Origin of the sequence: Sorangium sp. So ce381, from assembly GCF_051473845.1 — a bacterium.
Taxonomy (GTDB): domain Bacteria; phylum Myxococcota_A; class Polyangia; order Polyangiales; family Polyangiaceae; genus Sorangium; species Sorangium atrum.
Map to the genome: position 1 here is coordinate 8927662 of NZ_CP150336.1, position 12438 is coordinate 8940099.

General features: G+C 67.9%; 11 protein-coding genes. 1 reads left to right on the forward strand and 10 read right to left on the reverse strand.

Annotated elements, in window-relative coordinates:
• Window positions 1-5 precede the first annotated feature (5 nt).
• Complete coding sequence (locus WMF29_RS33340) at window positions 6-563, reverse strand: DJ-1 family glyoxalase III (protein WP_437324152.1); 558 nt, start codon at window positions 561-563, stop codon at window positions 6-8.
• 234 nt (window positions 564-797) lie between these two features.
• Here WMF29_RS33340 and WMF29_RS33345 point away from each other — a divergent pair, with 234 nt between their 5' ends.
• Window positions 798-3302 carry an SUMF1/EgtB/PvdO family nonheme iron enzyme gene (locus tag WMF29_RS33345; RefSeq protein WP_437324153.1) on the forward strand — a complete coding sequence of 835 codons (2505 nt, stop codon included), beginning with the start codon at window positions 798-800 and terminating at the stop codon, window positions 3300-3302.
• 481 nt (window positions 3303-3783) lie between these two features.
• Here the strand turns inward: WMF29_RS33345 and WMF29_RS33350 are convergent, their stop codons facing one another.
• The 9 genes from WMF29_RS33350 to WMF29_RS33390 all read right to left on the reverse strand — a co-directional run bounded on the left by WMF29_RS33350 (window position 3784) and on the right by WMF29_RS33390 (window position 12313).
• Complete coding sequence (locus tag WMF29_RS33350; RefSeq protein WP_437324154.1) at window positions 3784-4443, reverse strand: superoxide dismutase family protein; 660 nt, start codon at window positions 4441-4443, stop codon at window positions 3784-3786.
• A 1151-nt stretch (window positions 4444-5594) separates the two neighbouring features.
• Window positions 5595-5915 carry a hypothetical protein gene (locus tag WMF29_RS33355; protein WP_437324155.1) on the reverse strand — a complete coding sequence of 107 codons (321 nt, stop codon included), beginning with the start codon at window positions 5913-5915 and terminating at the stop codon, window positions 5595-5597.
• Window positions 5916-5990: 75 nt separating this feature from the next.
• Window positions 5991-6233 carry a hypothetical protein gene (locus WMF29_RS33360; protein WP_437324156.1) on the reverse strand — a complete coding sequence of 81 codons (243 nt, stop codon included), beginning with the start codon at window positions 6231-6233 and terminating at the stop codon, window positions 5991-5993.
• A 166-nt stretch (window positions 6234-6399) separates the two neighbouring features.
• Complete coding sequence (locus WMF29_RS33365; RefSeq protein ID WP_437324157.1) at window positions 6400-8382, reverse strand: radical SAM protein; 1983 nt, start codon at window positions 8380-8382, stop codon at window positions 6400-6402.
• 75 nt (window positions 8383-8457) lie between these two features.
• Window positions 8458-9057: a 2OG-Fe(II) oxygenase gene (locus WMF29_RS33370; RefSeq protein ID WP_437324158.1), complete on the reverse strand. Its 600-nt coding sequence runs from the start codon at window positions 9055-9057 to the stop codon at window positions 8458-8460.
• Between the two features lie 64 nt (window positions 9058-9121).
• A complete protein-coding gene (locus WMF29_RS33375; RefSeq protein ID WP_437324159.1) occupies window positions 9122-10405 on the reverse strand; it encodes a glycosyltransferase in 1284 nt (427 codons plus the stop codon).
• A gap of 46 nt (window positions 10406-10451) precedes the next feature.
• The gene (locus tag WMF29_RS33380; RefSeq protein WP_437324160.1) at window positions 10452-11096 is read right to left on the reverse strand and encodes a hypothetical protein; all 645 of its coding nucleotides are present in this window, start codon (window positions 11094-11096) and stop codon (window positions 10452-10454) included.
• The gene (locus WMF29_RS33385; protein ID WP_437324161.1) at window positions 11093-11905 is read right to left on the reverse strand and encodes a multinuclear nonheme iron-dependent oxidase; all 813 of its coding nucleotides are present in this window, start codon (window positions 11903-11905) and stop codon (window positions 11093-11095) included. Before WMF29_RS33385 ends, WMF29_RS33380 begins: the two co-directional genes overlap by 4 nt.
• A 234-nt stretch (window positions 11906-12139) precedes the next feature.
• On the reverse strand, window positions 12140-12313 hold the full coding sequence (locus WMF29_RS33390) for a hypothetical protein (protein WP_272095172.1): 174 nt from the start codon (window positions 12311-12313) through the stop codon (window positions 12140-12142).
• Window positions 12314-12438 lie beyond the last annotated feature (125 nt).

Sequence of the window (12438 nt, forward strand, 5' to 3'; positions counted from 1 at the left end):
CTCGCTCAGACCGTCAGCATCATCGGCGCGCGCACCTTCGCGGCGATCTCCTCGCCCCGGAGCCGCGCGACGAGCGCGAGCGCGAACGCCATCGCGGTGCCCGGCCCCTGGCTCGTGACGAGCAGCCCGTCCTCGACGACCGGGCTCGCGAGGAGCTGGCCGTGCGCCGACACCACGTCGTTCACGGACGGGTGGCACGCCATCCTGCGGCCCTGGAAGAGCCCGTGCGCCGCCAGCGCGATCGGCGCGGCGCAGATCGCCGCGACGACCCGGCCCGCCTGCGCCTGCGCATGAAGGCGCTCCCCGACCGCCGGCGAGCTGGCCAGCCGGTCGGCCCCGCCCTTGCCGCCCGGGAGGACCACCACGTCGAAGTCGCCCGTCACCGCCGAGAGATCGGCGTCCGGCACGAGGCGCACGCCTCGGCTGCAGCGCACCGGGCCCGGGCCATCGAGCCCGGCGAGGACGACCTCGACCTCGGCGCGGCGCAGGACATCGACGATGATCGTCGTTTCCATCTCCTCGGCTCCCTCGGCAAGGATCACGAGCGCTCGCGGCGTCTTCATGAGCGTCGGCATGGGGCCGCGGGCCGCCGGATGCAAGCCGGACGCACCCCGGACGCCGGGGGGCGCAAGCCGGACGCAGGCTGAGCGAGCGGATGCAAGCGAATGCAAGCAGATGCGAGCAGATGCAAGCCCATGCATGCAGACACAAGCCGCGCGAGCGCGTGCGCGCGCCGGCGGAGACGGGCGGCGCGGAAGCCCCTTTGCCTGGGCACGGCGACGCGCTAGGAGCGGGGCATGGCGGAGCCGTCCGACGATCCGTTTGGCCTCTCGGGGCAGACCATCGAGGGGAAGTACCGCGTCGCCGCCGTCATCGGCGACGGCGGGTTCGGCGTCGTCTACCGGGGGATGCACGAGGGCTTCGGCGAGCTCATCGCGATCAAGTGCCTGAAGCTGCCGGCCTCGCTCGACGCCGCGGAGCGGGACGCGCTGCTCGAGACGCTGCGGGGCGAGGGGCGGATCCTGCACCGGCTGTCGCGGGCCACCTCGGGCATCGTGCAGGCGCTCGACGTCGGCGCGTTCACCACCCAGGCCGGCGTGTGGGTGCCCTACCTGGTGCTGGAGTGGCTCGAGGGCCAGACGCTCGGGCAATACCTCCGGGAGCGCCGCGAGCGGGGCGAGGCCGGCATGTCGATCGCCGAGGCGATCCAGCTGCTCACGCCGGCCGCGCGCGCGCTCGCCGTCGCGCACGCGCACAAGGTCGCGCACCGGGACGTGAAGCCGGCGAACCTGTTCCTCACCCAGGTCGGCGGGGCGCGGACGCTGAAGGTGCTCGATTTCGGCATCGCCAAGGTGCTGTCCGATCATCCGACGTTCACCGAGGCGCTCGCCGCGACCCGGCAGGGGCCGAGCGCCTTCACGCCGCGCTACGGCGCGCCCGAGCAGTTCAACAAGGCCCGCGGCGCGACGGGCCCGTGGACCGACGTGTTCGCGCTCGGGCTCATCTTCGTCGAGCTCGTGAGCGGCAGGCGCGCGCTCGAGGGGGACGACCCCACGCAGCTCTACGTCGCCTCGGCCGACCCTGCGGTGCGCCCGACGCTGCGCGCGCGCGGGCTCCCTGACGCGCCCGAGGCGATCGAGCGCGTGCTCGACAAGGCGCTCGCGATCGAGCCCAAGCACCGCTTCACGAGCGCAGGCGAGTTCTGGGACGCGCTCTCGGCCGCGGCGCACGGTGAGCGCGCGGGGTCCTTCGCGGGTCGGGGCGGTTCCTCCCCGGAGCACGCGGCGGGGCAGTCGACCGCGGAGTACGCGGCAGCGCAGGGGCTCGGCGTGGCCGTCGGGCCGAGCGAGCCGACGATGCTCGCCGACGCGCACGCGCCCGCCCCGGCGCGGCCTGCCGTCGTCAAGGTGAGCCACGGCGCACGCGGGCCGCAGGCCGCCGGCGCGAGCGAGCCGCAGGCCGCCGGCGCGACGGGCGGCGCGGCGCCTCGGGCGAGAGACGGGGGCGGCGCGCTGGCGACGGGGGGCTCCAGGACCGCGCAGGTCGAGGACTCCATGATCGAGACGGTCGCGCCGGCCAGACCCCCTGCGGCCGGCGCGGCCCCGCACCCCGGCGCGGCCCCGCACCCCGGCGCGGCCCCGCCCCCCCAGGCCGCGGCGGGCGGGCCGCCGCACGCCACGCCGCCGCCGCACGCCGCGCCACCGCGCCGTCGCAGCACCGCGCGCGCGGCGCTTCCCTGGTTCGTCGCGGCGCTCGTGCTCGGGGGCGCCGGCGCGACGGCGTATGTCCTGACGCGGGCGCCCGACAAGAAGCCGGCGAAGGCGCCGGCCGCGCGCACCACCGCGGCATCGTCCGCCGGGCGTACCGCGCCGGCCGCGGCGGGCGTGCCGGCGCCCGCCAGCGCCGCGCCGACGGCGAGCGCCTCGGCCGCGACGCCTTCCGCCGAGCCCGCCGCGCCTGCGGCGCCGCCGGCGGACATGGTCTTCATCGGGCCCATCTCGACCACGATCGGCGCCGCGGGCGAGGCGCGCCAGGTGACGCTCACCCGCGGGTTCTACATCGATCGCAACGAGGTCACCGTCCGCGCCTACCGGGCCTGCATGCAGCAGCGCATGTGCTCCACGGCCGATCACGTCTCGCTGACGCCCGAGCTCCTGCCCGGCGCGCAGGCGCCGACGACGCCCGAGGAGCAGCGGGAGGTCGAGCTCTGGACGCGGCGCTGCAACGAGCCCCGCAACGCGACCGGGCACCCGATCAACTGCGTCGACTACTCCCAGGCCGAGAGCTACTGCCGCTTCCGCGGCCGGCGGCTGCCCACCGAGGCGGAGTGGGAGGTCGCCGCGCGCGGCGCGGCCGGCCGGGCCTTCGTCTGGGGCGACGAGGCGCCGGCCTGCGAGCGCGCTTGCTACGATCGCAACGAGGGCTGCCTCGCGCGCGGCGCCGACGTCTCGACCTGCGCGTCCGGCGCCCACCCGAGCGATCGCACCCCGGAGGGCGTCTACGATCTCGCCGGCAACGTCTCCGAGTGGGTCTCGGACGGCCTCGTCTTCCCGCCGCCCGGCGGCGAGAACCCGCAGGGCGACCCGTCCTTTCCGCTGAAGGTCGTGCGCGGCGGGAGCTTCCTGGACGGCCCCGAGAAGCTCTCCGCCACGTACCGCACCGCCGCGGCGCCCGTGACGGCGCACGCGTGGATCGGCTTCCGCTGCGCCATGGATGCGCCGGCGCAGGACGGCGCCGCCGCGCAGCCGCCCGCCCCCGCGCCGCAGGCTGCGCCGGCCGAGCAGGGAGCGGCGGCGCCCTGAGCTGAAGCGCTGAGCCCTCGTCCTCCAGCGCGGCATGGCCGGATCCGGTGCCGTGAGTCCGCGGATCATCGATCCGACAGCGCCCGGGTGGAGCGTTTAGCTGGATTCCTGAGCGTTTTTTCTGAATCCTGGGTAGATCAATCTGGTTCCCAGAGTCGATTCTCTCGATGTGGCTTTCGATCACCTGGATCCTAGAGAATCAATTCTGAGCGGAGCTTTTATTTAGCCAGAATACAGAGCTAACTTTCTAGATTCCGTCTAGTAGCCGCCCCGCTTGCGTCTGCTCTCCGCATCGGACGTCGTCGAGCGCACCGTCACCCTCCGCCGTCAGGAGATCACGGGGATGCCTCCGAAGTAGAGACTCCGAGCGTCGCCGGCGGCTTGTCGCACGCACGCCGCGCGCCGGCCGGGCCCAGAAAGAGCGAGCCGGTCGGAGGGGGATGCGCCCCTGGAGGCCCGGACGGAAGCGCTGCGCGGAGGGTTACTCCAGCTCGATGAGCCCGCAGGCGATGCGGCCGCCGGCTTGCGGGTCTGCCGCGGCGTGCACCACGATCGCGTACTTCGTCACGTCGGTGGCCTCGTCGCCACCGACGGTCCAAATATCGGTCCCGCGCTTGACCATATGCGTGCCCTGGCCAGCCTCATCGCACTTGAAGCTGCCGAGCCCTTCGCCGTTGGGGATCCAGTGGGCGCCCGCAGCGTCACCGTTGTTCTCGCAACTCTTGTTCTGGTGGATGTGAGCGGAGTGCTCGCCGGCAGGGCAGCCGGACACCGTGATGGTGAGCGTCACCTCCTCTCCGGCCTGCGTGAACGTCGCAGTCCCGGTCAGACCGCTCGAGTTCAACCCCTGGAGCTCCGCCTCGGCCCGCAGGGACTCGCCGCCGCCACTCCCGCCATCGCCGCCGCCGCTCCCGCCATCGCCGCCGCCGCTCCCGCCATCGCCGCCGCCGCTCCCGCCGTCGCCGCCGCCGCTTCCGGACGCAGAGGTGCTCGTCGAAGCGTCGCCGCCGCCCGAGCCGCTCGCGGCCGACGTGCTCGCGCCGCTGCCGGAGCCAGCGGACGACTCACCGTCATCCCCGCACGCGGCCAAGAGAGCACTGGCACCAAGGGCGAGCAACGAGAGCTTCAACCATCGTGACATAAGTCTCCTTTCCTCAGCGCGACCCGAGCGGGCAGGCAATTGCCCCCGGATGCGGCCAAGCCATCGAGGGGACCAGTATGTCCCAACACGGCGAGCGTCCAAGCAGCTTTGCTACAAAAATCACGCATCGATCGACTTTTTGGCCAGGGAATTGCGCTGATGGTAGAAAGATAGGGTCCTGCTTCCCGAGCTCGGCGCTTGAGCTCGCCGTGAGCGCTATCCAGCCTTGAGCGCCCCGGTGAAGGAGGCTGTCCTGGCGGCGAGGCGATCGCAACCTGCGCCGCGCAGCGATAGCGCATAGGTAAAGGAAGCCGGATCGCTTCGCAAGGAAGTGTGGCGCGGCGAACCGAAGTGGCGGGACCGCGCGCGTCGCGACGCCTCGTCTATGGGTCGAAAGAGCAGGGCGAGCGCGGCGCAGAGCGCGAAATGGGGCGCATCGGCGTGCCGCGGGCACACGTCGCCCTCCGGGCGTTGGTCTGGCCCGGGATGCTCTTGCGGCTACGCCGCTTCCCCGAGCGCCTTGCGGCGCAGGACGGTAGCGCATCATGCGCCGGCGGACACAAGCCATCTAACGTCAGGAAGTATGATATCAAATGTTCACTTGGCAAGCATTACAGTATATCCAATTGTCGATTCAAATACAAATCGTATGGAAAGCGACCCGGCAAGGTCGTCCTTGACGTGGCCAGGGGCCGGGCTCCACGTGCTCCTCGGGGGAGCGCATGAGACGGCTGCTGTGCGTGCTGGGTCTCAGTCTCTCAGGAAGGCTGGGCTTCCCGTCACCTGGTGCGACGGAGAGCCCGGAGCGACGGGCTTCCCCGTGGCCGTGCCGTACATTTTTGGCCGCGCTTTCGAGGACAGGATGGAGCGTCTGATCGAGGATGAGATCGAGAAGGCCGTGGAAGCGAAGAAGAAGGGGGCTCCCGGCTGACCCCCCTCCCGGAGCGCCATGCCCCGAGAGGGGGCTGGACCGCAGGTGTCCCGATCACCTGAGCCCAGGCAAATGGACCGGTTCACGGGCGTCCGCGAGCGTCGGCCGAGTCCACCCCCCGGTCCCCGCGGCGACCGATCCGCTGCGCAGGCCGCCGAGGCGGGTCCTTCGGGACGCCAGCCGTCGAGGTCCTTCCGGCAGATTCGTTGCCATCTCGGCGTCAGCGCTTGATCTGGGCATCAGGCCAGAGCCCGAGGATCTCTTGCAACTGCTGCTCGGGACCGAACTCCTCCCAGACAATCCCATTGCAATCCCGCGTGTCGGAGAAGGCGCTGGCGGCGTCGTCCTCCCAGCCCAGATGACGCAACGCCGGAGCTTCGCCGGCGGGGATCTGACGAATGGAGAAGTTCACCGTGTCGGTGCGCCAGAGCGCGTACTGGTCCGGCACGATCACGTGCGGCTGGATCGCCAGGCGCTGCGTGTAATCCGCGATGGAGTCCGTCAGTGAACGCACGCCCAGAGCGATGTGAATTCTTCGCATCTACGACCTTTCGCACAGCGCCAGCTCGATGAGACACACAATGACGGAGCGCTGCGCAGGTACCGATACCATGGGTCAGGCAAGGGCACCAGCCTCGGCGTGCATGCCCGGGGGGGCGGAGAGGTAGATGAAGCGATCATCGCGGTAGTTCGCGGGCCTGTCCATCACGAGGAGCGCCTCCGTCTCGCGGGTGCCGATCGTCGACCCGCGCGCGGCGACGATTACCAGCGGCCCCAGCGTCTCGAAGCGGAAGTGGGCGGAGTGGTCGCCGCTGCTGTAGTCGGTCTTCTCGATGATGAGGAAGCTCTCCGGCACCATGTGATAGCGGATCGTCGAGCCCTCGACGGCTCGCCCGCAGAGACGGACGGCATCATCTCCGCGTCGGTGCGCCCCGAGACCGACTGACAGGCCCGCCGGGCGGTTCGTGCGTGGCGCATCGCCCCCGCGGGGCGCCGGCGCCACCGGCACGAGGATTCCGCTGCTATCATATCATCGAGAGTCGTCTCGCCTGCGGATTCGCCTCCGTGGGCCTCATCGCCTCCGTCTCCCGGCTTGCCGATGCCACGTAGTGATTTCGGAGCAATTCATCCCTGGGTCTCAGCGCCAGGGAGATGAAGTGGCCTTCCACCTCGAGCGCGAGGCGCCGCTCGACGAGCTCACCGAGCAGCCGCAGGACCTTTTCCTGCTGGAGCCCGGCGGCCGCTGCCGCTCGCCCTGGCTCCATGCCGGCGTGGCACAGATCATAGATGCGCGCCAGCTCCCCATCGAGAACCGTCTCGACGAGATCCCCGGAGCGCTCGTCCCTGATGAGCAGCTCGCCCGGGCTCACCCTGTGGACTTCCATGGCCGGGATCCCACGCTTCCACTGGACGTGCTCCTCGTACCACCCAGCAAAGCTACGCCAGCCTTCCATCACGCCGGGCTCAAACCATCCCTCGGGCGCGGAGTAGCCGTAGTATGGCACGAGGAATCGCTCGACGCCCTCCAGTCCTTCCAGATAGGTATCGGGCCTGAGCCGCGCCATCTCATCAGGACCGAGCTGGTTGAAGAGAGGGCTTCCATAAGACAACGTATAATCCGACAGGCTGTAGCTCCCCAGGTGAGGCGTCTCCTCGATGATCCGCTGTGTCTCGGCGATATCATCCATCGTCGAGCGGGGGTGCCCGATGATCAGGTTCGAGAGCGAGCGGATGCCCAGCTCCTTCAGCCACTTTTGAACGAGGATGTTCTGCCGCGCCTTGGTCCCCTTGTTCATTCGTCGGATCAGGGACGAGGACAGGGACTCGATCCCGACCTGAGCAGCGTCGACCCCGGCCAGGACCAGCTTTGTCCAGAATCTTTGAGGGTGGTGCGCCCGGAGCTCCATCGTCGCCGGAATCTGGATGTTGAGCCGTATCAGCTCATCGGCATAGCCCTCCGCCCACGTGTCGCAGACGTTGTCCATGAACAGGATACGTCGCACCCCGTAGCGCTTGATCATAGCCAGCACATCCTTGACGATGTCCGCCGCGAGCCGCTTTCTGAAGCCCTCCCAGTTGACGTTGATGCCGCAAAAATCGCACTTGGCGAAGCATCCCCGGCTCCCCTCGACGGGAAGCATCACGTTCTTGCTGAACGGTCGGATCGCCTCCGCGCCCCGGAACACCCTCCTGATGGCCCCGAAGTACTCCTCCAGATCCGGGACGCCGAGGTCCCGGATGGATGCGAGCTGCGAAGCGAAGTTCGCCGGATCTCTCCTGAAGAGATCCATCTGGTTGGTCTGGATGTCATAGATCCCCTGCACCTCGCCGGGGATGCTGTCGTGGAGACGCTCCATCTCGCTCAGGGGGGTGCGCAGGTAGGCGCCCGCGAGCAGCTCCAGCTTCTTCTCCCCCTCTCCGAGGACGCCAAACCCGCGGATACCTAGCCGCTTCAGCACGCCGGCGACGCTGGTCGCCGCCGCGCTCGCCCCGCCGAACACGAAGACGCACCTGTGATCCGGGTACCTCTGGCCCAGGTAGAGGGCGCAGTAAATGGACGAATAGACCTGGTTGTAATTGAGCGTGAAGCCGACCAGGTTCACGCCGTTCCGGATGAGCTCCGGCCCCAGCGCGGCGTCGATGTACCTGTGCGTCGCGCTCCTCAGGCGGGTCAGCGAGCGCTTCGTGAGCTTGACGCGACCGCGCTTCGGAGCGTTCACGATCGAGAGCAGCTCGTCGAGGGAGGGGGCCCCCTCGACGGACCCGCGCGGCCTGATGAACCGCTCCAGCGCGAGGAGGAAGTACGGGAACTCCCTGAACTCCGAGAGCTCGGAGTACAGGTCCGACTCGCCGGCGTCGAGGAACACCGAGCAGAATGCAGAGTATGTGTTGGTCGTGAAACGGCCGGGGAACGCGACATCGAGGTGCGCCTTCAGCGCGCCGAGCTGGACCGAGGGAACATAGACATCGGCCCACGGCATCGACACCAGGTGCGTCTTGATCCTCATGGCGACCCCCCATCGATTGAATTCGTGCTTCCCGTTCCGCGAATCGCCGCTCTCTTCCTGAACATAGCGCCTCGATCACGCGTCCCGCGGCCTGCTCGAGCGATACTCCCGGGCGTCCTTCGCGGACGGCGTATACTTCATGGCCAGCGTGAACCGCGACACGGGGCACACCCTGCTCGGAATGCCCGCGCAGTGCCATGTCGCGCCCGGGAAGATCAAGACGCGCCCAGGGGCCGGCAAGACAGCCAGGTTGAAGGCCCCCGAGTCGTCGTAGAGCATCGTCTCTCCCCCCCATTCGCGGTCCCAGCGCGGGTTGGCGTAGTAGAGCACCGTCACGTCTCGGCGACGCGGCTTGCAGTCGACGTGCGGGTAGTTGACGTCGCCGTAGGACGTCTGGTTGACGTACGCCTTGTAGAGGTGGTGGGGCACGTCCGCGCAGCACTGCTTCATGAGGCCGAAGACGTCCTCGTAGAAGAAGAGCGACTGGAACGCCTCGAGGTCCACGAAGTGCGCCACCATCTTCGGGAAATGATCCGCGCTCGAGCTGAGCTGCCCTCGGTAGTAGACGTAGGACTCCGAGAGGGTCCGGTAGACCTGCTCGATCTTCTTCTTGCGGAAGAGGTGATCCACGAGGATGACCTTGCGTCCGTTGACCGTCGTTTCTTGTATCTTCATCGCCCGCGATGTCTCAGGGAACAGAGGCCAGCATCCGGGAGGGGAGAGGGAGCGCCGTGGAGCCCTATGCGCCGACGAATCCATGGAACATGGTATGTAGATCCTCCATGTACTCGTCGAAATCCTCCCACATGCGCGAGAGGAGGAGGCCACGACGGCCGAGCTCCTCCGCCTCCCTGGGGTTGCGCGCGACCCATTCGAGCTTGCTGGCCAGGGCTTCGTGGTCCCTCGGATCCGGCACGAGGAGGCAGTTCTCTCCGTCCACGAGGCCCTCCTTGTAACCTCGTTTCTTGTGGATATCACCCGACAGGACGAGGCAGCTGCCGCACGCGAGCACCTCTCTCGGTACGCCCGGCGTGTGGTAGTCGATGAAGAAATCTCGCTCCAGGAAGCACGTCGCCGTGGTGGCGTTGATGAGGCTCGGGATCACCCAGTTCGGCATGAACGGGAGCAGCCAGACGTTCTCCTCCACCCGGTTTTCGCGGATGAACGCGGCGAGCTCGCGGCAGCTTTTCTCGGCGCCGCCGCACATCATGATCGCCTGGACGTCGACGCCCCGGCGCTTCACCATCCCCAGCGCCCGGATGAAGTCGAACATGCCCTTCGCATGATCGATCTTGCCGTACATCCCGAGCGTGGGGACACGGGGATCGAACGTCTTCGGGGCGGATTCGCGGAAGCACGCATGGAGCCAGTCGTTGCCGGCGAGCGCCTCCGCCAGGCGCTCGTTCACGTCGAGCCTCGGCGCGCCGGGGCGGAAGCAGTGCGTGGGGAGGGAGTCGGAGCCGAGGTGGTAGAGCCGCCTCTTCTTCACTCCGAGCCCCACGAAGAGGTCATCGAAGTGCTTCGCCGTCACGACCCTGTGCGCCCGCTTCAGGATCTCGGCATAGGAGGTCCTCAGCCACGGCCTCGTCATCAGGACCGATATGTCGCTCCCCGCGTGCGCCAGGACGCAGGGGACCCCCGTCCATTGCGCCGCGAGAGATGCAGCCATCCCGTACGGTTCCAGGTAGTAGGCGTAGATCAGATCGCAGGCGTGCTCCCTGACGATGTCCGTCGCCATGGAGGCCAGCTTGGTCACGTACGGGTTCGCCCAGGGGACGTAGAGGTCGTACGCAGGGCGCTCCGACGAGACGCAGCGGACGGAGCCGCCGTTCGCGAAGCGGATGTGCAGCCGCCGCTTGTCGGATGGGGTCATGACCATCCGGTAATCTGCCTCTGCTTCGTCGGCGTTCGTGACGACCCAGACCTGATTGCCGCGCTTGGCGAGCGCATACGCCATCCAGTAGGTCCGGGTGCTGACGCCCCCTTGAATGGGTGGGAACTTGCTGATGATGCAGATCTTCATCGCGCAGATCTCCTCGCTGCAGGCGCAGGCGTGCCGGGCGTCCGCCTCAGCTCAGCTCACCTCTCAGCAGATTGCTGGGATCCTCGGCGGCTTGCTTCGAGAGCCGATGCGTCATCACGCTCTGCCTGTCGCGGGAGTAGTAGATCGCGTAGATGGATTCTCCTCTGCCCTGAAGGACGCTGATGCGATCGATGGCTGGATACAGGTCCATGACGTTCGAGGCGAGCTTCATGCAATAGAGGTGGCCGCTGTCATGGATCCCGAAGCGGGAGGTGTCTACCTTGAGGCGCCCCGTGATCCGGGGCCGCGCCTGATGAAACTGCGCGAGGGCGACCGCCCGCTCCACCCTCAGGAGGTCTTTGTACAGACATGCGCCGTCCAGGCGCTCCGCCCATGAATACAGGACGCCGAAGATCTTCTTGATCATGGCTCCTCGATCGGTATCCATGCTGACTTGAGAATAGAGGCAGTCCCAGAGCCGCCGCCTCCTCGCCGTGAGCCTGCAGAACACCGGGTAATGGCTCTTGACCGAGCGCTGTATCGAAGCCCTGAACGACGCGGCGATGCTCGCCAGGCACGACTCGCTGTACCGGGATAGCTCGTCGCCGAGCGCGGCTCCCTCGACAGGCCCGCCCTGGACGAGGCTCCTCAGGTAGCGCTCCTGCCAGCGGGCGACGCTCGTGCGGCTCATCGCTGGCACATCCGTCGAATCCGGACGAGGTCATCCCACACCCTGGGGAGGTCCTTGAAGCGCGCCTCACGCTCCAGGATCACGGCCTCCGGGGTCACCCGTGCCAGAAGGTATTCCAGCAGCTCGAAGACGACCTGGGGGACCTCGTGATCGTGGCCATCATAATAGTAACCATCGTGCGAGGAGCCTCCGGCGAGGTGGAGCTGCCTTATACGATGCGCCGGCATGCGATCGATGAACGCCCTCGGGTCCAGCCCGTGGTTGAGCTGGTCGGCGTACAGGTTGTGGAGGTCGAGCAGGATGCCGCAGTCGGCCATCTCGACGGCCCGGGCAAAGAAGTCGTCGTGGGCGATCGTCGATCGCTTCAGCTCCCACATCGTGGCGATGTTCTCGAGCAGGAACGGCGCAGCGAGACCCTCCTGAAAGAGCTTTATGTTCTCCACGAGGATCTGCAGCGTCTCGTCGGTCCGCAGCAGCGGCAGGTTCTTCTCGAGGTCGAAATCGCCGATGCGGCAGGACGTCATGTGATCCGAGCACCAGCGCGGGGCCAACCGATTGACGATGTCGCGACGCTGCCGCGCGTTGCGATCGAGGCGATAGTCGGCGCTGCCCAGCGAGTTGCAGGCGAAATGAAAGCAGTACGGAGTGCCGAAATCGGAGAGTAGCCGCTTCATCTGGCCCCTCTCGAAATGACTGTAGATGTATCGCTCCGGCTGTATTTCCAGGAAGTCGACGAGCCCCTCCTCCCTGGCTCGCCACAGCAGGTCGTGAAGCTCCGGATGGTAGCTCATGCCGATGTGAACAGCCATCGGATCACTCCCGTGAGGAGGCCGCTGCCGCGGGCGATGAGACGTTCCTCGGGTCCACGACGTCTGCCCGAGAATCCGTGGATCCGGCTCGCCCGTCGCCGTGCGACGACATGGGTCGGGATGGGCGAAATCGCGAGGTATGCAGGGGGAGTCCTTGCAGGCGGTCGTCCCCTCCGGGGCGTGTCGTGTCACCCAGCGGCCGGAGGGAATGGCGACGCACCTCCAGCACTACGGCTAAATTTTGGTCTTCTTGCTCGGCGTCGGGTCGTGCCGGCAAACGTGGGCGCTGGCGGCGGGCTTCGGGATGCTGATCTTCCGCGTGATGGGCGTCGGATCATGTCGGCAAACGTGGGCGCTGGCGGCGGGCTTCGGGACGTTCACCTTCTTGGATCGGGGCGTCGTAGACATCCGAGGTCTCCTTGGAGCAATGGGCTATGAGCAGTGCGCGGCGGTGCAGCGGCCGCAGGAGAGGTGGCCCTCACAAGTTACCGAGAATCCGCATCTGTCCGCAAGAAGAAGCGCCTCGCGCGAGC

Coding starts and splice junctions, on each gene's coding strand:
- WMF29_RS33390 (WP_272095172.1), bottom strand. CDS start 12,313: ATGTCTACGACGCCCCGATCCAAGAAGGTGAACGTCCCGAAGCCCGCC.
- WMF29_RS33345 (WP_437324153.1), top strand. CDS start 798: ATGGCGGAGCCGTCCGACGATCCGTTTGGCCTCTCGGGGCAGACCATC.
- WMF29_RS33350 (WP_437324154.1), bottom strand. CDS start 4,443: ATGTCACGATGGTTGAAGCTCTCGTTGCTCGCCCTTGGTGCCAGTGCT.
- WMF29_RS33375 (WP_437324159.1), bottom strand. CDS start 10,405: ATGAAGATCTGCATCATCAGCAAGTTCCCACCCATTCAAGGGGGCGTC.
- WMF29_RS33340 (WP_437324152.1), bottom strand. CDS start 563: ATGAAGACGCCGCGAGCGCTCGTGATCCTTGCCGAGGGAGCCGAGGAG.
- WMF29_RS33355 (WP_437324155.1), bottom strand. CDS start 5,915: ATGCGAAGAATTCACATCGCTCTGGGCGTGCGTTCACTGACGGACTCC.
- WMF29_RS33385 (WP_437324161.1), bottom strand. CDS start 11,905: ATGGCTGTTCACATCGGCATGAGCTACCATCCGGAGCTTCACGACCTG.
- WMF29_RS33365 (WP_437324157.1), bottom strand. CDS start 8,382: ATGAGGATCAAGACGCACCTGGTGTCGATGCCGTGGGCCGATGTCTAT.
- WMF29_RS33360 (WP_437324156.1), bottom strand. CDS start 6,233: ATGGTGCCGGAGAGCTTCCTCATCATCGAGAAGACCGACTACAGCAGC.
- WMF29_RS33370 (WP_437324158.1), bottom strand. CDS start 9,057: ATGAAGATACAAGAAACGACGGTCAACGGACGCAAGGTCATCCTCGTG.
- WMF29_RS33380 (WP_437324160.1), bottom strand. CDS start 11,096: ATGAGCCGCACGAGCGTCGCCCGCTGGCAGGAGCGCTACCTGAGGAGC.